This is a genomic window from Caballeronia sp. GAWG1-1, assembly GCF_023631465.1.
Classification (GTDB): domain Bacteria; phylum Pseudomonadota; class Gammaproteobacteria; order Burkholderiales; family Burkholderiaceae; genus Caballeronia.
Genome location: NZ_JALQDB010000037.1, coordinates 264338 through 284875 on the forward strand (window position 1 = coordinate 264338; position 20538 = coordinate 284875).

Here is a 20538-nt window from a genome sequence, read left to right on the forward strand (position 1 = left end):
CGCGAGATTAGTGATAAGCCGAGCCGGGCTTCACTTTGCCCCGGAACACCCAATAGCCCACCGTCGTATAAGCCAGAATGATCGGAATGATGATGACCGCACCCACGAGCGTGAACGCCTGACTCGTTTCCGGCGATGCCGCCTCCCATAAGGTCACGCTGCCCGGCAACGCATAAGGCCACACGCTCAAGAGCAGCCCGATATAGCCCAGGAACACGAGCAGCAGCGCGATAGCGAGCGGACCGGCCTCTGACTCGCGCTCGATCGCGAAGTACATGGCGACCGCCGTCAGCACCACCGCGACCGGCACCAGATACAGCCAGAGATGAAACGACGAATGAAACCAGCGTTCGGCGATGCGCGCATCGGTGAGCGGCGTCCACACGGATATGACCGCGATGAACGCAAGCAGCACGGCCGTGAGCGGAAGGATGAGCGCGCGCATGCGTCGTTGCAGATCGCCATCCGTCTTGAGGACGAGATAACCCGCGCCCAGCAGCGCATAGGTGCATGTGAGACCAAGCCCTGTGAGAAACGGAAAAGGTGCGATCCAGAAGAACGGGTCGCCCGAGAATGCGTTCTGGCTCACGGGTATGCCGTGCAGATAGGCACCCAGAATCACGCCCTGAAAAAAGCTCGCGCCAGCCGAGCCGCAGATGAAGAACAGGTTCCAGATATTTTTCGTGCGCGTTGCCTTGGCGCGCACTTCGAAGCTCACGCCCCGAAAGATCAGACACACCAGCATGAAGATGATCGGCAGGTAAAGCCCCGACAGCGCGATCGAATACGCAAGCGGAAAGGCCGCGAACAACGCGGCGCCGCCGAGCACGAGCCAGGTTTCGTTGCCGTCCCATATCGGCGCGATGCTGTGCATCATCAGGTCGCGTTCGGCATCGTCGGGAAAGAACGGGAAGATCATGCCGACGCCGAGGTCGAAGCCATCGAGCGCCACGTAGATGAAGATGCCTGCGGCGATGATCGCAGCCCAAACGATTGTCAGATCCATTTCGTCACCTCACGTGATTTGGCGTGCCGCACGGTTAGCGCGAGACGGCGGAGAAGGGGCGGCGGCCCGTGGCTTCGGTGGGATCGCGCGTGGCGTCGGCAGGCAGCGGCGGCGTTCCTTGCGGTCCCTGGCCGATCATGCGGAAGATGTAGTAGAGCCCGATGCCGAAGACGAGGCAATACACCAGCACGAACAGCAGCAGGGAAAGCCCGGCGGAAGCCTGTGTGATGGGCGAGACTGCATCGGAGGTGCGCAACACGCCATAGACCACCCAGGGCTGGCGGCCCGCTTCCGTCGTGATCCATCCGGCGAGCAGCGAGATGAAACCAGTCGGGCCCATCAGGACGGCGGTCCACTGGAACCAGCGCGCTTCGAATAAGCGTCCGCCGCGCCTGAGCAGATTACCCGTCACGGCGACGAGAATCATCAGCATGCCGAGACCGGCCATCACGCGGAAGGTCCAGAAGATCAGCGACGAATTCGGCCGGTCCGCTTTGGGAAAGTCCTTGAGCCCGCGAATCTCGCCGTCCCAGCTATGCGTGAGAATCAAGCTGCCGAGATGCGGGATCTGGATCGCGTGACGCGTGACTTCCGCGTTCATATCGGGAAAGCCGATGAGATTGAGCGCCGTGCCGCCTTTCTCGGTTTGCCAAAGGCCTTCTATCGCCGCGATCTTCGCAGGCTGATAGCGCCGCGTGTTGAGACCGTGCTGGTCGCCCACGAGCGCCTGAACCGGCGCGAGCACGAGCAGCAGCCAGAGCGCCATCGACACCATGGTTCGCGTTTCCGCGTCGCGCCTGCCGCGCAGCAGATGCCATGCGCCCGTTGCCAGAACCACGAGCGCGGCGACGATGAACGCCGCAAGCGTCATATGCGCGAGCCGATACGGGAACGACGGGTTGAACACGATGGCGAACCAGTCGACCGGAACCACGTGTCCGTTCTCGATCCTGAAGCCTTGCGGCGTCTGCATCCAGCTATTGGACGAGAGAATCCAGAACGTGGAGATCAGCGTGCCGATCGCCACCATAATTGTCGCGCCGAAATGCGCTTTCGGGCCGACCTTCTCCCAGCCGAACAGCATGATGCCTAGAAAGCCCGCTTCGAGAAAGAAGGCGGTCATGACTTCATAGGTGAGCAAGGGACCGGTGATGGGTCCGGCAAAGCGTGCGAAGCCCGACCAGTTGGTGCCGAACTCATAGGCCATGACCACGCCCGACACCACGCCCATGCCGAAGCCCACGGCGAAGATGCGCGACCAGTAGAGACAAAGCACTTTGTAATGCGGCTTGCCGGTCTTGAGATAGCAGCCTTCGAGCACGGCGATGAAACTCGCAAGCCCGATGCTCAATGCCGGAAAAATGATGTGAAACGAGACCGTGAAGGCGAACTGAAGGCGCGAAAGGTCGAGAGCGTCGAGATTCATCGGAGCATCCACCAAGGCTGCGCGCTAGCCCGGCGGACCTTGGCGCGGTTCATCGAACCGTGATCCGCGCATGGCGAATCACGGGCCACGTCATCGGGCCGGGGCGTTCGCTTCTTGGAAACGCCTGACGGGCCGGTGTCAATCTGACGACATCATGGCTTCTGCAAACACCTTCGGCATTTATACGTATGTATAGCGAAAGGGCGACATGCCGCTGGCGCGCGGGCGGGAAGACAAATAGCGTGCGAATCTGAAATGCGCGGGTTCGTCGGAGCAAGACGGCGCGCCAGCCTCATGGATGCCGCTTATAGATGCATCCGCGCTTTGCATATTCTTCCGACGGTAATAAGCGCATGACGATACGGCCTTTCTCCAAGCGCGATCAAATGACTAGACTCGAAGGTTTTCACGCGTCCAGCCAAGTCGATTATGCCTCGCCAGATCCGGTTCAATGCCTTCATGATGAATTGCGTGGGGCATCTCGCGCCCGGTCAGTGGACAGCGCCTGCAGACGATTCAGTCGGCTATCTCGACACCCGCTATTGGGTCGAGCTTGCAAAGGTGCTGGAAGAGGGCTGTTTCGACGGCCTCTTTCTCGGCGATGTCACCGGCATCTACGATGTCTACGGCGACAGTCCCGCCGCCGCGTTGCGCACCGCCGCCCAGGTGCCGATGAACGACCCCGTGCCGCTGATTCCCTTGATGGCGCACGCGACCAAGCACTTGGGCTTCGGCGTGACGGTATCGGTGGCTTATGAAGCGCCGTATCTGCTGGCGCGGCGCTTCACGACGCTCGATCAGTTGAGCCGGGGACGCGTCGCATGGAACGTGGTGACGTCGTATCTGCAAAGCGGCGCGTTGAGTCTCGGGCAGACGGAACTGCGCGCCCATGACGAACGCTACGATCGCGCCGATGAGTTTCTCGAAGTTTGCTACAAACTTTGGGAAGGAAGCTGGCAAGAAGGCGCATTGTTGCGCGATGCCGAACGCGGCATCTACGCCGACCCCGCGCGCGTGCGCAAGATCACACACAAGGGCCGCTACTTCGAAAGCGAAGGCATTTTTCAGTGCGAGCCTTCGCCGCAGCGCACGCCGCTTCTGTTCCAGGCGGGCGGATCGACGCGCGGCACGGCATTCGCGGCCAAGCATGCGGAATGCATCTTTCTCGGCGCGCCCACGCGCAATGGCTTGCGCAAGTCGGCGCAGTCCATCCGCAGCGCGCTCACGGAGGCGGGCCGCGCACCGGACAGCGCATTGCTGTTCGCCATGCTGACCGTGATCGTCGATGAAACCGCCGAACGCGCGCAGGCACGCTATGCCGCGTATCAGGCGCGCGCGAGTTACGAAGGTGCCCTGGCGTTGTTATCCGGCTGGACGGGCATCGATCTTTCGCGCTATAAGCCCGACGATACCCTCGCTTACGTCGATACCGATGCCGGCCAGTCCGCACTTGCATCGTTCAGCAAGCTGGACCCGGAACGCGTGTGGACCGTGCGCGATGCGGTGGAATTCGTGACGATCGGCGGACGCGGCGCGGTCGTGGTCGGCGATGCGGCTCAGGTTGCCGACGAATTGCAGGCGCTCGTGGAAGAAACGGATATCGACGGCTTCAATCTCGCGTGGGTAGAGTCGCCGCGCACGTTCCACGATATCGTCCAATATCTCGTGCCCGAGCTGCAAAGGCGCGGTGCATACAAGACCGAATATGCAGAAGGCACCCTGCGCGAGAAGCTGTTTGGCAACGGCGCCTATCTGCAGGCGCCGCACGTCGGCGCGAGCTATCGATAAATGCCGCTAGTCCCTTAGCGCCCCAGCGAATATGAATCCACGAAATTGTTCGTGGCGCGGCACCCGGTTCGCATCGGACAATCGAAGGTCCGACTTTTCCCGGAGTGTCACCCATGAGCGGCGAAGCCCCGCGCCAGTTGCATCTGAACATCAACGCGCTTCATTCCGGCTTCGTGCCTTCCGCATGGCGTCTGGCCGACGCCGATCCGCGCGCCTTCATCGATATCGATCATTACGTGCGTCTCGCGCAGATCGCGGAGCGTGGCTGTCTCGACGCGATCTTCCTCGCCGATAGCGCCGCGATCACCGACCAACTCGACATGCGCCCGATCACGGCGCTCGAACCCACGCTGCTGCTCGCGAGCGTCGCGGCCGCGACGAAGCATATCGGGCTGATCGCGACGGCATCCACGAGTTACAACGAGCCGTTCAACCTTGCGCGGCGCTTCGCCACGCTCGATCTGATCAGCGGCGGCCGCGCGGGCTGGAACATGGTAACGACGGCCGATCTGCCTTCGGCACGCAACTTTGGGCTGGAAGCCGTCCCGGATCACGCCGAACGCTATGCGCGTGCGGAAGAGTTCGCCACGCTCGTGAAGACGTTGTGGAATTGCTGGGAGGACGATGCGCTCGTTGCCGACAAAGGGACCGGCCAGTTCGTCGATCTCGGCAAGCTGCATCCCGCCGCGCATCGCGGACGCTTCTTCGCGGTGCAAGGCGCGCTCAATCTGCCGCGCTCGAAGCAAGGGCATCCGGTGCTCGTGCAGGCGGGCGCATCCGGCGACGGGCGTGATCTCGCGGCGCGTCATGCGGAAGCGGTGTTCTCGGCGTCGCAATCATTCGACGAATCGAAGGCGTATCGCGAGGATCTGAACGTGCGTGCGGCGCGCTACGGACGCGGGCCGCATGCGGTGAAAGTGCTCGCGGGTCTCACGACGATCATCGGCGCGACGCAGGCCGAAGCCATCCGCCGTCGCGATGAACTCGTCGATCTCATTCCATGGCGCTACAGCCTGAACCGGATTGCCGGCACGCTCGGCATTCCGGCCGATTCGCTCTCGCTCGACGAGCATCTTCCCGAGAATCTCACGCTGCCCAACAACGGCAACGGTAATCACACGTTCTTCCACGCGACCATCGCGCAGGCGCGCGCGCATGGCTATACGGTGCGCGAACTCATCCGCGCGTTGGCGGGCGGCGGGGGGCATCGCGTGATCGTCGGCACGCCCGAACAGGTTGCCGAGGACATCGCGCACTGGTTCGAGAACGGCGCCGCCGATGGCTTCAACCTCATGCCCGACGCGTTGCCGGGCGGGCTCGAAGCCTTCGTCGATGGCGTCGTGCCCATTCTGCAAAAGCGCGGAATCTTCCGGCGCGCTTACGAAGGGACTACCTTGCGCGGGCATCTCGGGCTCGACGTGCCGGCGGGCTATCGAGTGGAAGAGGCGGTTTAGGCGAGTTAGACAGCGCTCAGACGATCGACGCCCGGTCATGCCGGGCGTCGTCGCTTACATCACACGCGCATTACTTCTGCGGCGCGCCGTCCCATGCCGGCAAGGTCGCACCGTGATACACCTTCAGGATCGTCGCGGCGACGTTGGCCTGCTGATAACTCGTCTGCAGCGTCTTGACCCACGGCGCCTGCGCATCTTTCGCGTTCACCGCCAGAAAGTTGCGATACGGATTGCCCGGCACTTTCTCCTGCGCAATGCGTTCCTGCGGAATCTGGATGCCCGCTTTGATGGCCCAGTCGGTGTTCACCACGGCAGCGTCCACGTCGCCGATCGCGCGGCCGACGATACCCGCATCGAGTTCCTTGATCTGGACATGCTTCGGATTGTCGGCAATGTCACGCGCCGTCGGCAGCAACCCGACGTTGTCGCGCAGCTTGATGACGCCATTCGCCTGCAGCAGCAAGAGCGCACGGCCTTCATTGCTCGGATCATTCGGCACGGCGATGGTTGCGTTCTGCGGCAGCGCGGCGACCGACTTCACCTTGCGCGAATAAAGCCCGATAGGCTGCACGTAAGTGAAGCCGACCGGCACGATGTCGTAATGGCGCGCCTGAATCTGCGCATCGAGATAAGGCTTGTGCTGGAACGAGTTGGCGTCGAGATCGTGTTGCGCGAGCGCTTCGTTCGGCTGGGTGTAATCCGCGAAAGTGGTGACCTTCACCGTCAGGCCCTGTTTGGCTGCGTTGGCCGCCACCGTGCGCCAGACATCCTCGTCCTCGCCCGACATGATGCCCACGCGCACCGTCTGATTTGCCGCGAACGACGGTGCGGCGCTCATCACGCCGCATGCAAGCAGCAGGGAAAACAGCGCGGTTTTTATTGGCGACTTTATTTTCATGGGGCAAAAGCTGATAAGTTGGGAGAGACGTGATGCTAGAGGCGGCAGCGCCTCGCGACAAATAATATCGAGCGCTATCGATATAGCGCCTTTTCGTTTGCCGTCACGGGCGGTTTGAGCGCTATATAAGGCATGCAGGCGGTGTATTGCTTTGCAGAAAACCTTGTTTGTGAAAGCGTTGCGGGCGGCCTAGATTTGATTCATTCACCATTTGAAGGGGATGAGCCATGCCGCAGTTCCTGTCGCACTATCTCCAAGCCATCTACGCGCCCGCCGGACGCATGCGTGAGCGCTGGCAATTGCGGTCGCTGGAACGTGCGCGCGCCGCATGCGGCTGCAATGCCACGAGCGTAATCGAGCTGCCCGACGACGAAAGCACGCGCGCCGACCGGCTCGAACACATCGCGCTCTATGCGCGCGCGGGCTACTTCAACATGGGCTATACGGTCGATCTATTTCAGTCGCCCGCCGATCTTCCGCCGCACTGAATCCGCATTCGCATCGACGCGCCACGATTCCGGCGCGTCGGTTCATCGTCGATCCAAGCAACGTTTGCATGCCTGAAGTAACGTAAGCGCCGACCTGGACTCGAACCGATTTTCACATGACCCTTTCCCGACAACTCCATCTCGGCGCATTCATGCGGCCGGTGAGCCTGCATACCGGCGCGTGGCGTTTTCCCGGCGCGTATGCGGATGCCAACTTCAATTTCCGCCATCTCAAGCAGTTCGTGCAGAAGCTTGAGAGCGCCTGTTTCGACGCATTCTTCATGGCCGACCACCTCGCCGTGCTCAACATGCCCGTGGACGCGCTCAAACGCAGCCACACCGCGACATCCTTCGAGCCGTTCACGCTGCTTTCCGCGCTGGCTTCGGTGACGGAGAAGATCGGGCTGGTCGCGACGGCATCGACGACATTCGACGAGCCGTATCACATCGCGCGGCGCTTTGCCTCGCTCGATCACTTGAGCGACGGACGCGCCGGATGGAACCTCGTGACCACGTCGAACCCGGATGCCGCATTGAACTTCGGCCGCGAGGATCACATGGAGCACGACGAGCGCTATCGCCGCGCGCGCGAGTTCTATGATGTCGTCACGGGCCTGTGGGACAGCTGGGCCGACGACGCGTTCGTGCGCGACACCGAAAGCGGCCTCTTCTTCGATCCCGCCAAACTTCACGTGCTCGGTCACAAGGGCGAATATCTGTCGGTGCGCGGCCCGTTGAACATCGCGCGGCCGGTGCAAGGCTGGCCGATCGTCGTGCAGGCCGGATCATCGGAAGCGGGCAAGCAGCTTGCGGCTGAAACCGCCGACGCGGTCTTCACCTCGCAACCGAATCTGGCCGCGGGCAAGCGTTTTTTTGCGGATGTAAAGAGCCGGCTCGATGCACTCGGCCGCCCGCGCGAGCATCTGAAGATTCTTCCCGGCGCGTTCGTCGTGGTAGGCGACTCGCGCGAGGAAGCACGCGAGAAGCGCGCATTGCTCGATACCTTCGTGCATTACGAAAGCGGTATCGCTTCGCTTTCCATCGCGCTCGGCCACGATGTCTCCTCGTTCGATCCCGATGGTCCCTTGCCCGAGATTCCCGAGACCAATGCGAGCAAGAGCGCGCGCGAACGCGTGGTCGAAATGGCGCGCACGGAAGGGCTGACCATCCGGCAACTGGCGCAACGCGCGGGCGGCTTTTCGGGCTTGCAGATGATCGGCACGGCAGCCGATATCGCCGATGAAATGGAGCAGTGGCTCGCCGAGGAAGGCAGCGACGGCTTCAACGTGATGTTCCCGTATCTGCCCGCGGGTCTCGACGATTTCGTCGACAAGGTGGTGCCGGAATTGCAGCGGCGTGGCATTTTCCGGCGCGCGTATGAAGGCAACACGTTGCGCGAGCACTTCGGTTTACCAAGACCCGGCAACCGCTTTTTCCCCGCGAATAACGCATAAGCTTATTCGCACACACGCATCCACCGCCTTATATGCGCCGTGCGCCTAGCCGCGTCACGGCGTATTCATTTGCAAATGACATTTGCTTGGTTCCGCTTTTGGCGCGCGTCTCGCATAGTAGGGATTGATGGCTATAGACGTCTTTTCTGAAGACGCTCTGGCGCCTGTCTGCTTCGGCTTTACGACCCTATCCCAAGGAACTCCGCATGTCCGATCGTTCTCTCTCGCTGTCGCGCCGGCGTGCGCTCGCGCAACTGGCCGCCGTCAGCGCAGGCGCCTTCGCGTCGAGCCGCCTCTTTGCCGCCGATGCAGGCAAGACCTTGCGCATCGGCTATCAGAAGTACGGCAACTTCGTGGTGTTGAAGGCACGCGGCACGCTCGACAAGCGGCTTGCGGCGCAAGGCGTCACCGTGCAATGGCTCGAATTTCCCGCTGGTCCGCAATTGCTCGAAGGGCTCAACGCGGGCGCGGTGGATATCGGCACCGTCGGTGAAACGCCGCCGATCTTCGCGCAAGCCGCGGGTGTCGATTTCGTCTATGTCGGCAACGAGCCATCCGCGCCGCGCGCCGAAGCCATCGTCGTGCCGAAGGATTCGCCCATTCGAACGGTGGCCGAGCTGCGCGGCAAGAAAGTCGTGCTGAACAAAGGCTCCAACGTTCACTATCTGCTCGTGGAAGCGCTCAAGAAAGCGGGTTTGGCCTACACGGATATCCAGCCCATCTATCTCGCCCCCGCCGATGCGCGCGCCGCCTTCGTGCAAGGCAGCGTCGATGCATGGGCGATCTGGGACCCGTATCTCGCCGCCGCCGAGAAGCAGGCGAACGCGCGTCAAATCACCGATGGCACGAACCTCGTGCGCAACATCCAGTACTACCTCGCCACGCGCAAGTTCGCCACCGCGCAACCGCAACTCGTGCGTGCCGTGCTCGAAGAACTGGATCTGGTCGATCGCTGGGCGCGCGACAACATCCCTGCCGTCGCCACGCAACTCGCGCCCCTCGTCGGTCTCGATGCGGGCATTCTCGAAGTCGCGCTGAAACGGACGGCTTACGGCGTGCAGAGCGTCGCGCCTGCAACGCTCGAATATCAGCAGCAGATCGCCGACGTTTTCAGCAACCTCAAGCTCATTCCGAAGAAGCTCGACGTCACCGAAGCGCGCTGGAACGTCGCGTAATTCTCAGTAATTCGGGTTAGCAGTTTCGCGCACATTCTTAGCGCGAATCGATGGTTGGGCAAGCGTCGCCGCGTCGCTAGACTGACCCGAGCGTCGGGCTGTTTCGCAAAGCCGCATGCCCGTCTTCACGACACAACGAATTCGAAAGGCAGACCTCCCGATGAATGTTTTCTGGTTCATTCCAACTCATGGCGACAGTCGTTATCTCGGCACGTCGCAAGGCGCGCGTGCCGCTAATTACGACTACTTCCGCCAGATCGCGGTCGCCGCCGACACGCTCGGCTACGAAGGCGTGCTCTTGCCGACGGGCCGTTCTTGCGAGGACGCCTGGGTCGTGGCTTCGAGCCTGATTCCCGCCACCAAGCGCCTCAAGTTTCTCGTCGCGATCCGGCCGGGCTTGAGTACGCCGGGGCTCTCGGCGCGCATGGCATCGACGTTCGACCGGCTTTCCAACGGGCGCTTGCTCATCAACGTGGTGACGGGCGGCGACCCGACCGAACTCGCGGGCGATGGCGTCTTCGAAAGCCACGACACGCGCTACGAAATCACCGACGAGTTCCTGAGCATCTGGCGCGGTCTGCTCGAAAAGTCTCACGACAACGGCAGTATCGATTTCGACGGCAAGCATCTGCGTTCGCAAGGCGGCAAGGTACTGTATCCGCCGGTGCAGAAGGCGCATCCGCCGCTATGGTTCGGCGGGTCGTCGCCGGCTGCGCACGAGATCGCGGCCAAGCATATCGACACTTATCTCACGTGGGGCGAGCCGCCCGCCGAAGTCGAGAAAAAGCTCGCGGACATCCGCAAGCGCGCTGCCGCCGAAGGCCGCAGCATCAAGTTCGGCATTCGCCTTCATGTGATCGTGCGGGAAACCGAAAAGGAAGCCTGGGCCGACGCGGACCGCCTCATCAGCAAGCTCGACGATGAAACCATTCAGCGCGCGCAAGCGTCGTTCGCGAAAATGGATTCGGAAGGACAGCGCCGCATGGCCGCGTTGCATGGCGGCAATCGCGATAAGCTCGAGGTGTATCCGCATTTGTGGGCGGGCGTCGGCCTCGTGCGCGGCGGCGCGGGCACGGCGCTCGTCGGCAATCCGGAACAGGTCGCCGGTCTCATGAAGCAGTACGCGGAACTCGGTATCGATACCTTCATTCTCTCGGGCTATCCGCATCTGGAAGAGTCGTATCGGTTCGCCGAACTCGTGTTCCCGCTCTTGCCGCGCCAGCAAAAAGAAGCGGTGAACGGGCCGCTCTCGGGGCCGTTCGGCGAAGTGATCGGCACGTCCGAACTGCCGAAGGTCGCGCAAAGCTGAGTATCGTCATGGCAAATCAATCTGCTCGAACGGCTTTGGGCGGCATCGGTGCAAAGGCGCTGCCCTGGATCGTGCCGCTGCTGATTCTCGTCGCATGGGAAGCGGCGGCGCGCACGGGCGGTCTCTCTTCGCGCGTGCTGCCCGAACCGCTCGCCGTGGTGAAGGCGGCGTGGGCGCTCATCTTGTCCGGCGACATGTGGGCCAACGTGAAGGTCAGTGCGTGGCGTGCACTCGCGGGCTTTGCGATGGGCGGCGCCACCGGCTTCGTGCTCGGCCTGGCCACGGGGCTTTTCAAGCCTGCGGAAGTCGCGCTCGATTCGACTGTGCAGATGATCCGCAACATCCCTGCACTCGCGATGATTCCCTTGCTGATCCTGTGGTTCGGCATTGGCGAGGAAGCGAAACTCGTGCTGGTTGCGCTCGGCGTGTTCTTTCCCATCTACGTGAACACGTATCACGGCATTCGTTCGGTGGATCGCGATCTCATCGAGATGGCGCGCAGCTACGGGCTGTCGGGCATGGCGTTGTATCGGCATGTGATCTTGCCGGGCGCGTTGCCGTCCATACTCGTCGGCGTGCGCTTCGCATTCGGGCTGATGTGGGTAATGCTGATCGTCGCCGAGACCATTTCGGCGCAATCGGGCATCGGCTATATGACGATGAACGCCCGCGAATTTTTGCAGACCGATGTGGTGCTCGTCGGCATTCTGCTCTACGCGCTGCTCGGCAAGCTCGCCGACATGGCGGCAAGGGCCATCGAGCGCGTCACGCTACGCTGGCATCCGGCTTATCAGACCAAGGCGCGCACATGAGCACGGTGAATCCCACTCTCGAACGTGGCGTTATCGCGCGTCATGCTCCTCGTTCAGGCTCGGTCGTGCGTGCGGCAGAGGGCGATCTCGCGGTATCGCTGCAAGGCGTGGAGAAGCGTTTCGGCGAGCGCACGGTGTTGTCGAAGCTCGATTTTTCGATCGAGCGCGGCAGTTTCGTGTCGATCGTCGGACGCAGCGGCTGCGGCAAGTCCACGCTGCTGCGGCTGATCGCCGGCCTCGAAGCGACCACGGCTGGCGTGCTGCAACGCCGGGCCGCCACGCCGGATGCCGAGTTGCAGGTTCGCATCATGTTTCAGGACGCGCGTCTTTTGCCGTGGAAGAGCGTGCTCGACAACGTGATGCTCGGTCTGCCGCGTTCGGCGCGTGACGAAGCCCGCGCGACGCTTGCTGAAGTGGGCCTTTCCGAGCGCGAACGCGACTGGCCTTCGCAGTTGTCGGGCGGTCAGCGGCAACGCGTGGCGCTGGCGCGGGCGCTGGTGCATCGGCCGGACTTGCTGCTGCTCGATGAACCGCTCGGTGCGCTCGATGCGTTGACGCGCATCGAAATGCACGGGTTGATCGAACGGCTGTGGCGAGAGCATCGATTCACCGCACTGCTTGTCACGCACGACGTGCAGGAAGCGGTGTCGCTTGGCGACCGCGTGGTGCTGATCGAGGAAGGGCGTATCACGCTGGATACGAAAGTGGCGCTGCCGCGTCCGCGCTCGCGTGCGGCGGAGGGGTTTGCGGAGTTGGAGGAGGCGGTTTTGTCGCGGGTTCTGCGGCGGTCGTGAGGGCTGGGGTTTGGACGTTTTTCGCGTATTTCCGCATTAGAACGTACGGGACGATGTCATGCCAACCTCGGCTCGGGTTCATCGAGCGAACACGGGCATGCGCCGCGATCCAAAACCCAACGCAGCCTGGAACCCCGACCATTGATATAAAGACCGTTCGCGGCCATTGCGCAAAGGCGCGTCGCCATGAGAACCGACCACGCGCCTTTCTCCAGGCATCACACCACGAAAAACCCATGCGTGCCATCGCGCTCCAGTTGCGCGACGAGGCCGTATTCCCAGTCGAGATAAGCCTGCATGGCTTCGCGCGCATTGCCCACGCCTTCATACGGACGGCGGTACCGGTCGATGCGTGGCGACGCAAGCCGTGCTTCCCCGCCTTCGGTCTGCAAACCGGCGCGCACCCACGCGGCGTTGCCGCCTTCGAGCACATGCACGGGCTTGTTCGTGAGCGTCGCGATTTCAGCTGCGGCGTAGGGCGCAAGCGCGCTCGTGCCGCATGTGACGACGTAGCGCTTCGCATCGGGAAGGTCGCGCAGATCGTCGTGAGCGGGCGTGATGCGCGAACGCAGAATCCAGTGCGCGCCGACGATATGCGCCTTCACGTAGTTTGCGCTCGGTGCAACGTCGAGCAACACGACGCCGCTCGCGGGATCGTCGAGTAAAGCCGACAATTCCTTCGGCGCGATGGTCGGCACGGGAGCGGGCGCGGGCCGTTCGGGACGCCACGGGCCGCTCTCGGTCAACGCATCGGGGCCGGCTTCATCGACGACATACGCTTCGACGTTCATCTGCGCGAGCCATGAGGCGGTCATGTTGGCGCGCACGCCGTCATCGTCGAAGAGCACGACGCGCGCGCCGCGCACCGGCGCGAACATCTCCGTTTCCTGCACGAGCTGACCGCCCGGCGCGCTCTGAAAACCGGGCGCGTGCGCGGCTTCGTATTCGGTTGGCGTGCGTACATCGAAACGATACGTCGTGCGCGACGTATCGCGCGCCCAGCGCGCGGCTTCATCGAGCGAGGAACGTCGAACGCCTGCACGTTGCGCAAGGGCAAACGCGGCCTGCCGTGACGCTTGCAGATCGCGAGGCGCGCGTCCCGTGTCATCCTCGAAACGGCGCTTGCTGCCGTGTTCCAGCGTCTGCCCCGCGAGCGTCCAGCCGATCGTCCCATTGCGCAGCGCCGCGACCTTGTTCGGCAGCCCTGCATTCACGAGCGATTGCGCGCCTATGATGCTGCGCGTGCGCCCCGCGCAATTCACGACGATACGCGTAGCCGGATCGGGCGCGAGCGCGCGTGCGCGCAGCACGAGTTCCGCGCCGGGCACGCTCACGCTGCCCGGAATGTTCATGGTCTGATATTCGTCGAAGCGGCGTGCGTCGAGCACGACGAGATCGTCGCCGTTCTTCTGCAGCGCGTCGAGCGTTTCAGCGGAAAGCGAAGGCGTGTGACGCTTCGCTTCGACGAACTCGCCGAAGGCCTTGCTCGGCACGTTGACATCGCGAAAGACTTCGCCGCCCGCGCGAATCCAGCCATCGAGACCACCTGCGAGCAGCGCGATGTTCGTGTAGCCGAGCGCGTCGAGCTTGTCGGCGGCGCGCACGGCGAGACCTTCGCCGGCGTCGAAGAGAACGATCGGCACATCGCGGCGCGGCAGACGCGCATGCACGTCGAGTTCGAGACGCGTCAACGAAAAATTGGCTGCGAAAAGCGGATGGCTCTGCGCATGCGGATCTTCTTCACGCACGTCGAGCAGCGCGATCTCCTGGCGGGCAAGCAAGCGCTCGCGCACGTCCTCGAAGGTGCGAACGGGATAGGTCTTCATGTCGTGCGGTCTTCCTTCGGTTTTCCAGGCGTTCGAGGCTATCACCGCGCGGGGCGCAAGCGAAATAGCGGATTGGCATAAGGATATGGGCGCGGTTCGCGGCGTGCTCATTAGAAAAGCACGATTCCTTCGTTTGCACCGCCAATCCGAGGCTCGATACTCGGTATCCCGACAATTCCAGGATGCCCCGTTCCATGACCCAAGCCTTCGATCAGCAAGCACGCGAAACGCTGCGCCTCATCGGTCCCGATCCGGACGACTGGGTCGCGAGCCGCGAGGGCATCGACCATAACGTCGTGATCGTCGGCGGCGGCCAGACGGGCGCGGCATTCGCGTTCGGGCTGCGGCGCGCGGGCATCGGCCGGGTGAGCGTGATCGATGCCGCGCCCGACGATACGCGGGCGGGCGTCTGGCAAACCTATGCGCGGATGAATCGCCTGCGCACGCCGAAAAATCTCGCCGGACCCGAGGCCGGTTTGCCGGGGTTGAGCTTTCAGGCGTGGCACGAGGCGCGGCATGGCGAAGCGTCGTATGCGGATATCGAGCGCATCGGACGCGAGCAATGGGCCGAATACCTCGCGTGGTACCGGCACTTTCTCGCCATTCCCATTCGATACGGCACGACCCTGACGCTGATCGAACCGTTGAGCACGCATTTCCGGCTGCATCTTTCAGTGCGGACCGACGAAGGCACTCAGACGCGCGTAGAAACCGCGCGCAAGGTAATTCTAGGCAATGGCGTCGCGGGCAACGGCCGGCCGAATATCGTGCCGCCGCTCGCCGGTCTGCCCGCCACGCACGTCGCTCACACCACCGACGCGATCGATTTCAACGCGTTGCGCGGCAAGTCGGTGGCGGTGATCGGCTCGGCGGCTTCGGCCTTCGATGCCGCCGCGACCGCGCTCGAATCCGGCGCGGCCACCGTGCATCTGTTCGTGCGGCGTGCGTCGCTGCCTTCGGTGCCTGTGAGCCGCGCAAAGGCATATCCCGGCGCCTACGACAACTTCCCCGCTCTGCCCGATGCCACGCGCTGGAAGCTCGCCCTGCGCTTCAGACGCGCCGGTTCGACCGCGCCCGCCGATGCGATCGATCGCGTCGCGCGCTTCGACAATTTTCATTTGCATCTCGGCGCGCCCTGGCAGCATGCCGAAGCCGCGGGCAAGCAAGTGAAGGCACAAGTCGGCGACGAAACGTTCTCGTTCGATTTCGTCATCGCCGGCACGGGTTACGCGGTGGACCTGCATGCACGGCCCGAGCTTGCGCGGATAGCCGATCACGTTCTGCTCTGGCGCGATCGATACGACGCTGCCGCCGACGAACGCGACGACGCCCTCGGCGCGCATCCGTACCTTGGAGATGCACTGGAATATCTCGAGAAAACGCCGGGCAGCGCGCCGTTTCTGAAAAACATTCATGTGTTCAATCCGGCGGCATTCGTGAGCCGTGGCGTGCCCGTCGGCGACGTGCCGAGCATGAAGCGCGACATACCGGCCGTGATCCGGCGCATCAGCGAAGATCTGTTTCTCGAAGACCTCGATGTGCACGAAGCGCGCATGCATGGCGACGTGCCCGCCGATTTCGACGCCTCGCGCTACGCGCATCGGCTCCATGAGAAAACGGATGCACAGCCGGCTAGCTGAAGCGCGCGACCCGCTTCGTCATGTAAGGAGAAGCGGCGTCAGACGAGTTCCGCCGCCCGGCCGACCTTGAACGCGGCGAGCTCGTCCGGCTCGCATTGCGCAATCAGCCCCGTCTCCCATGCGAGATACGCGCGCGCGGAATCGAGGTTGCCATCATGACGGTCATGCACGAAGAAGAGATAGTCGATGCGCGTCTCTTGCGGCAACTTCACGGCATCGCGATCCACGGGCAAGCCACGTTGCTCCCACGCATCGAGCCCAAACGCGGCGAGTTCGATATCGGCGAAACCTGCTTCGCGCAGATCGGCGGCGACGAGACGCGCCGATGCTTCCGACGCTGCATCGGCAAACAAAACCAGCGGCGTGTCGAGACGCGCATGCAAGGCGGTCAACGTATCGAAGACGCGCGGGCGAACGGTCCAGCGCGCGCCAACCGGCCGGCCGTTCTCATGCGCCGCGCTCGACCGCAGGTCGAGCACGATTGCGTTCGCGGATGGCGCTTCTTCGAGGAGATCGGTTCGATCCAGCGCAGCGGCAGCGGGCGCATGCGTATTCCACTTCGACACGATGGCCACGTCGACGGTCGCCGCTTCGTAGCCCAATTGCACGAGCCAGTGAGCGATGACCGGCGCGCGGATGCCGTCGTAGTCGATCAACAAGAGACGCGCATGACGCACCGCCACGCTCTGATCCGTCGCCTGCACGAGCTGACCGCCCGGCGCATGGGCAATGAAGGGCAGACCATCGCGCGCGTATTCCTCCGGCGTGCGGACATCGAGCAGATAGGTCGTGCGTGCGGTATCGCGACGCCACTGGTTCGCGTTCGCCTCATCGAGCGCAATCACGCCGAAGCGTCGCGCAAGCGCTTGCGCACGCTCGCGTGCCTTGGCCTCGTCGTGCGCGCTTGCCGCGCTCGGGATGATGTCCGCGTAGCTGCGCGTGCTGCCGTGTTCCAGCGCAAGACCGGCGAGCGCCCATCCTTGCGTACCGTTTTCCAGCGCGAAGACATCGCGACGGATGCCGAGATTGCGCAAGGTCTGCGCGCCGATGATGCTGCGCGTGCGCCCCGCGCAATGCACGACGATGGTCGTATCGGGCGAGCCCGCGAAGGCGTCGATATGCGCCGCCAGTTCGCCGTTCGGCACGCACACCGCGCCCGGAATCGCCATCTTGCGATGTTCGTCGCGCGTGCGTGAGTCGATGAGCGAGATCGGACAGCCGCCGCGTTCGGCGCGCCAGCGTTGCAGTTGCGCGGCGCTGACATGTGGCGTGCCGTATTCGTGTTCGACGAGTTCGCCGAAGGTCTTCGACGGCACGTTCACGCCGCGAAAGAGCGTATAGCCTGCTTGCCGCCATGCGGCCGTGCCGCCTTGCAGGATCGCGATATCGCCGTAGCCGAGCCCTTGCAGACGGGCTGCCGCGCGACGCGCCACGGCGTCTTCGTTGGCGCCATCGTCGAATAGCGCGATGCGCACATCGGCACGCGGCAGGAGGCGCGGCGCATCGAGTTCGAGCCGGCTGAAGGGAAACGGTACGGCGAAGAATGGATGGCCTTCGCCGAACTGGCCCGCTTCGCGCACATCGAGCAGCGCGAGTTCGCGGCCGTCGTTGAGCCACTGGCGTAGCGTTTCGGCGTCGATGAAGCGCACGGCGTCAAATGATAAAGGCATGGGAGGTCAGGTACAGGTGAGCCGGAAGGCGCGGCGAAGATCGTCGATCAGATCGGCGGGGTCTTCGAGACCCGCGTGCAGCCGCACGACCGGCGCATCTTCAGTGAAGTAGCCATGCACGCGAAGCCGCGATGCAGGTGCGATGAGCGCAAGGCTTTCGAAGCCGCCCCACGACGCGCCTTGCGCAAAGAGACGCAGGGCATCGACGAAGGCGCGGGTTGCATCGGGCGTCTTGCCGCGCGCGAATGCGAACGACACGAGACCGTTCGCGCCTTGAAAATCACGACGCCAAAGCGCGTGTGACGGATCGTCCGGCAACGCGGGATGATAGACACGCGCGACCGCGCTCTCCGTCTGCAAATATTCGGCGATGGCCAGCGCATGCCGCGCATGTTGCGCAAGCCGCACGCCGAGCGTGCGCGCGCCACGCAGCGCCAAATAGGCATCGTCCGCGCCGACAGCCAGGCCGAGAGCATCGTGGGTATCGCGCAGACGCAGTGCAAGCGCGCGGTCGTTCGTTGCAACCGCACCCTGCATGATGTCCGAGTGTCCGCCTATGTACTTCGTCGTCGCCTGAATGGAGATATGCGCGCCGTGTTCGAGCGGTCGATGCAGAACGCCGGCGCTATACGTGTTGTCCGCGGCGAGCAAGAGGCCGTGCTCGCGGGCGAACGCACCGAACGCGGGAAGATCGACGACCTCATACAGAAACGAACTCGGCGACTCGACATAGACGAGCCGCGTCGTCGCGCGCAACGCATGGCGCGGCGGCCCGTCTTGCGCGGCAAAGTAAGTGGCTGCGATGCCGAACCGCGCAAGCAGAGGCTCGATGCGCTCGCGCACCGGGCCATACACACTGTCCTGAATCAAGACGTGATCGCCCGGCGACAACAACGCCAGGAACACCAGCGTAATCGCGGATGCACCCGACGGCGCAAGCAACGCGTGCGCCGCGCCTTCGAGTTCGCCGATCACCGCTTCGAGCGCTCGATGCGTCGCCGTGCCATGACGGCCGTAAGTCGCGACATCCTCGCCATCGTGGCGTTGTTTGTGCAACCGCTCGTAGTCGGCGCTGCTGGCAAAGCGCACGGTGCTCGTGCGTACCACAGGCATGTTCACCGGCGCCGCGCCATTCTCGAAGCCAGCGAGACCCGCGTGCATGAGCCGCGTGGCGAGCGCGGTACGCTCGTCCGTCATCAGCCGACCGCCTGCGTCTGATGGTGCAGATGCGTCTGGTTGTATCGAACGATCTTGCCGTTTTCGAAACCGAGACGTCCCGTGAGCGTTTCGAGCGGCCTGCCGTAGAGATGGAAGTGCAGCGTAGGCTGCTCGCCGGTCACGTGGATGCTGTGGATATCGTCGGGCAGGAAAGCGATGGGCGTGCCCGGTTCGACCAGCACTTCGCGGTCCACCTCGACGCTCGCGCGGTCCTCGTCGTTGCGGTCGTCCGTGCGGCGATACACGCGGTTCAACTCGCTGCCTTCCACCGCGACGATCACGGCCCACGTGTCGTGGTTATGCGGGATCGTCGCCTTGCCGGGCAACAGCGAGTTCAAATAGAGCGCGATGCCATCGCTGCCCGGATTGAGACGGTAGCGCGTCGACGTGTCGCCACTGGCCGGATCGGGCGGAGGAAAGGCTTCGCGGGTGAAAAGCTCGGGCTGGTCTGCAAGTGTCTGCAATGCGGCCGCGATGTTGGCGAGCGCGTTACGCGTGAGCCCATCGCGTTCGAGAATGGCATGCGTTTGAGCGACGAGCGTATCGACGCGCTGCGTGATGTGAGGGGCGATGGAGGGTGTCGTCACGATTGATTCGATGCTAGCGTGAGGGATGAGCGCGAACGCGTGCGCCGCACGCGTGTGCCCGCGCTGTCGAGAAAGCGCTGCGTGCGTTCGTCGCGCGGCGCATGAAAAAGTTGTGCGGGTGTGCCTTCCTCGACGATCACGCCGCCTTCGGTGAAGACCACGCGGTCGCTGATGTCCTCGGCAAAGCGCATCTCGTGTGTGACGAGCACACACGTAAGGCCTTCGTCCACGAGTTCGCCGATTACGTTCAGCACTTCGCCGACCGTTTGCGGATCGAGCGCGGAGGTCACTTCGTCGAAGAGAATGAGTTCGGGCTGCATGGCAAGCGCGCGTGCAATGGCCACGCGTTGCTGCTGTCCGCCCGAGAGTTCGCCGGGATATGCGTGGGCTTTATCGGCGAGACGCACCTTGGCAAGCAATGCGCGCGCCGTGTGTTCGGCTTCGGCGCGGCTCGTGCCGAGTACGCGGACGGGCGCGATGGTGAGGTTCTCGAGCGCGGTGAGATGCGGAAAGAGGTTGTATTGCTGAAACACGAAGCCAATGCGCTTGCGCAATTCGATCTTCTGCTCGTCGCGCGTCAAGGCCGCGACATCCACACCGTTTACGCGCACTTCGCCACGCTCGGGCGTGATGAGGCCGTTGATGCAACGCAGTATCGTCGACTTGCCCGAGCCCGAAGGCCCGATGATCGATACGGCCTGATTGCGCTTCACGCTCAGATCGATACCGCGCAGCACGGGCGTGGTCCCATACGACAGATGGACGTCGCGCATTGTGACGAGGCCCGCTGGCGGTTCCATATCGAGTCTGGCGACGGCGCGCCCGTAGACGAGAGACATCATGCGTGGCTAGGAAGGGGAATCATTCGGCGCTCCGGCGCTACCTCTTGGGTGAGAGGCCCATTGTAGGAATGGCGCGATGCTTTCCGAACGAAGCAATCTTCACAACCTTATATGCGGCGTAACGGCGCTTTTCTCGGCGCGTGCTTTCCTT

General features: G+C 63.3%; 17 protein-coding genes. 9 read left to right on the plus strand and 8 right to left on the minus strand.

Annotated elements, in window-relative coordinates; all coding sequences use genetic code 11:
• Nucleotides 1-7: 7 nt before the first annotated feature.
• Nucleotides 8-1006 (minus strand): cytochrome d ubiquinol oxidase subunit II, encoded by a 999-nt coding sequence (cydB, locus tag NCT03_RS26325; RefSeq protein ID WP_250494486.1) that lies wholly within the window; start codon nucleotides 1004-1006, stop codon nucleotides 8-10.
• A 34-nt stretch (nucleotides 1007-1040) separates the two neighbouring features.
• Nucleotides 1041-2432 (minus strand): cytochrome ubiquinol oxidase subunit I, encoded by a 1392-nt coding sequence (locus NCT03_RS26330; RefSeq protein WP_244830925.1) that lies wholly within the window; start codon nucleotides 2430-2432, stop codon nucleotides 1041-1043.
• A gap of 429 nt (nucleotides 2433-2861) precedes the next feature.
• Between NCT03_RS26330 and NCT03_RS26335 the strand changes: the two genes are divergently transcribed.
• Together NCT03_RS26335 and NCT03_RS26340 are read left to right on the plus strand one after the other, a co-directional pair.
• On the plus strand, nucleotides 2862-4220 hold the full coding sequence (locus NCT03_RS26335) for an LLM class flavin-dependent oxidoreductase (RefSeq protein ID WP_250494487.1): 1359 nt from the start codon (nucleotides 2862-2864) through the stop codon (nucleotides 4218-4220).
• 113 nt (nucleotides 4221-4333) lie between these two features.
• Nucleotides 4334-5674, plus strand: a complete 1341-nt coding sequence (locus NCT03_RS26340) for an LLM class flavin-dependent oxidoreductase (protein WP_250494488.1) — start codon at nucleotides 4334-4336, stop codon at nucleotides 5672-5674.
• 70 nt (nucleotides 5675-5744) lie between these two features.
• On the opposite strand, the gene NCT03_RS26345 is transcribed toward NCT03_RS26340, so the two are convergent.
• Entirely contained in the window at nucleotides 5745-6572 is an 828-nt protein-coding gene (locus NCT03_RS26345) for a MetQ/NlpA family lipoprotein (RefSeq protein ID WP_250494489.1), read from the minus strand.
• Nucleotides 6573-6799: 227 nt separating this feature from the next.
• Here NCT03_RS26345 and NCT03_RS26350 point away from each other — a divergent pair, with 227 nt between their 5' ends.
• The 6 genes from NCT03_RS26350 to NCT03_RS26375 all read left to right on the plus strand — a co-directional run bounded on the left by NCT03_RS26350 (nucleotide 6800) and on the right by NCT03_RS26375 (nucleotide 12604).
• A complete protein-coding gene (locus NCT03_RS26350; RefSeq protein ID WP_244830921.1) occupies nucleotides 6800-7060 on the plus strand; it encodes a hypothetical protein in 261 nt (86 codons plus the stop codon).
• A 116-nt stretch (nucleotides 7061-7176) separates the two neighbouring features.
• Nucleotides 7177-8514, plus strand: a complete 1338-nt coding sequence (locus NCT03_RS26355; RefSeq protein ID WP_250494490.1) for an LLM class flavin-dependent oxidoreductase — start codon at nucleotides 7177-7179, stop codon at nucleotides 8512-8514.
• A 206-nt stretch (nucleotides 8515-8720) separates the two neighbouring features.
• Nucleotides 8721-9689, plus strand: coding sequence for a sulfonate ABC transporter substrate-binding protein (locus NCT03_RS26360; protein ID WP_250494491.1), 969 nt, complete (start codon nucleotides 8721-8723; stop codon nucleotides 9687-9689).
• Between the two features lie 160 nt (nucleotides 9690-9849).
• Nucleotides 9850-10998, plus strand: coding sequence for an FMNH2-dependent alkanesulfonate monooxygenase (gene ssuD / locus NCT03_RS26365; RefSeq protein ID WP_250469223.1), 1149 nt, complete (start codon nucleotides 9850-9852; stop codon nucleotides 10996-10998).
• An 8-nt stretch (nucleotides 10999-11006) separates the two neighbouring features.
• A complete protein-coding gene (gene ssuC, locus NCT03_RS26370) occupies nucleotides 11007-11810 on the plus strand; it encodes an aliphatic sulfonate ABC transporter permease SsuC (protein ID WP_250469224.1) in 804 nt (267 codons plus the stop codon).
• Nucleotides 11807-12604 (plus strand): ATP-binding cassette domain-containing protein, encoded by a 798-nt coding sequence (locus NCT03_RS26375; RefSeq protein WP_250494492.1) that lies wholly within the window; start codon nucleotides 11807-11809, stop codon nucleotides 12602-12604. The genes ssuC and NCT03_RS26375 overlap by 4 nt, the downstream gene beginning before the upstream one ends.
• 218 nt (nucleotides 12605-12822) lie before the next feature.
• Here the strand turns inward: NCT03_RS26375 and NCT03_RS26380 are convergent, their stop codons facing one another.
• Nucleotides 12823-14430, minus strand: a complete 1608-nt coding sequence (locus tag NCT03_RS26380; RefSeq protein WP_250494493.1) for a rhodanese-related sulfurtransferase — start codon at nucleotides 14428-14430, stop codon at nucleotides 12823-12825.
• Nucleotides 14431-14624: 194 nt separating this feature from the next.
• On the opposite strand from NCT03_RS26380, the gene NCT03_RS26385 reads away from it, so the two are divergent.
• Entirely contained in the window at nucleotides 14625-16070 is a 1446-nt protein-coding gene (locus tag NCT03_RS26385; RefSeq protein ID WP_250494494.1) for an NAD(P)-binding domain-containing protein, read from the plus strand.
• 38 nt (nucleotides 16071-16108) lie between these two features.
• Here NCT03_RS26385 and NCT03_RS26390 read toward each other — a convergent pair whose 3' ends face one another.
• The 4 genes from NCT03_RS26390 to NCT03_RS26405 are packed head-to-tail and all read right to left on the minus strand — an operon-like array spanning nucleotide 16109 to nucleotide 20387.
• The gene (locus NCT03_RS26390) at nucleotides 16109-17740 is read right to left on the minus strand and encodes a rhodanese-like domain-containing protein (RefSeq protein WP_250494495.1); all 1632 of its coding nucleotides are present in this window, start codon (nucleotides 17738-17740) and stop codon (nucleotides 16109-16111) included.
• A gap of 6 nt (nucleotides 17741-17746) precedes the next feature.
• Complete coding sequence (metC, locus tag NCT03_RS26395) at nucleotides 17747-18937, minus strand: cystathionine beta-lyase (protein ID WP_250494496.1); 1191 nt, start codon at nucleotides 18935-18937, stop codon at nucleotides 17747-17749.
• Nucleotides 18937-19548 (minus strand): cysteine dioxygenase family protein, encoded by a 612-nt coding sequence (locus NCT03_RS26400; protein ID WP_404989404.1) that lies wholly within the window; start codon nucleotides 19546-19548, stop codon nucleotides 18937-18939. Before NCT03_RS26400 ends, metC begins: the two co-directional genes overlap by 1 nt.
• Nucleotides 19542-20387, minus strand: a complete 846-nt coding sequence (locus NCT03_RS26405; protein WP_284503464.1) for an amino acid ABC transporter ATP-binding protein — start codon at nucleotides 20385-20387, stop codon at nucleotides 19542-19544. The genes NCT03_RS26400 and NCT03_RS26405 overlap by 7 nt, the downstream gene beginning before the upstream one ends.
• Nucleotides 20388-20538: the final 151 nt, after the last annotated feature.

Coding starts and splice junctions, on each gene's coding strand:
- NCT03_RS26345 (WP_250494489.1), bottom strand. CDS start 6,572: ATGAAAATAAAGTCGCCAATAAAAACCGCGCTGTTTTCCCTGCTGCTT.
- cydB (WP_250494486.1), bottom strand. CDS start 1,006: ATGGATCTGACAATCGTTTGGGCTGCGATCATCGCCGCAGGCATCTTC.
- ssuC (WP_250469224.1), top strand. CDS start 11,007: ATGGCAAATCAATCTGCTCGAACGGCTTTGGGCGGCATCGGTGCAAAG.
- NCT03_RS26390 (WP_250494495.1), bottom strand. CDS start 17,740: ATGCCTTTATCATTTGACGCCGTGCGCTTCATCGACGCCGAAACGCTA.
- metC (WP_250494496.1), bottom strand. CDS start 18,937: ATGACGGACGAGCGTACCGCGCTCGCCACGCGGCTCATGCACGCGGGT.
- NCT03_RS26350 (WP_244830921.1), top strand. CDS start 6,800: ATGCCGCAGTTCCTGTCGCACTATCTCCAAGCCATCTACGCGCCCGCC.
- NCT03_RS26335 (WP_250494487.1), top strand. CDS start 2,862: ATGCCTCGCCAGATCCGGTTCAATGCCTTCATGATGAATTGCGTGGGG.
- NCT03_RS26360 (WP_250494491.1), top strand. CDS start 8,721: ATGTCCGATCGTTCTCTCTCGCTGTCGCGCCGGCGTGCGCTCGCGCAA.
- NCT03_RS26340 (WP_250494488.1), top strand. CDS start 4,334: ATGAGCGGCGAAGCCCCGCGCCAGTTGCATCTGAACATCAACGCGCTT.
- NCT03_RS26330 (WP_244830925.1), bottom strand. CDS start 2,432: ATGAATCTCGACGCTCTCGACCTTTCGCGCCTTCAGTTCGCCTTCACG.
- ssuD (WP_250469223.1), top strand. CDS start 9,850: ATGAATGTTTTCTGGTTCATTCCAACTCATGGCGACAGTCGTTATCTC.
- NCT03_RS26375 (WP_250494492.1), top strand. CDS start 11,807: ATGAGCACGGTGAATCCCACTCTCGAACGTGGCGTTATCGCGCGTCAT.
- NCT03_RS26385 (WP_250494494.1), top strand. CDS start 14,625: ATGACCCAAGCCTTCGATCAGCAAGCACGCGAAACGCTGCGCCTCATC.
- NCT03_RS26405 (WP_284503464.1), bottom strand. CDS start 20,387: ATGATGTCTCTCGTCTACGGGCGCGCCGTCGCCAGACTCGATATGGAA.
- NCT03_RS26380 (WP_250494493.1), bottom strand. CDS start 14,430: ATGAAGACCTATCCCGTTCGCACCTTCGAGGACGTGCGCGAGCGCTTG.
- NCT03_RS26355 (WP_250494490.1), top strand. CDS start 7,177: ATGACCCTTTCCCGACAACTCCATCTCGGCGCATTCATGCGGCCGGTG.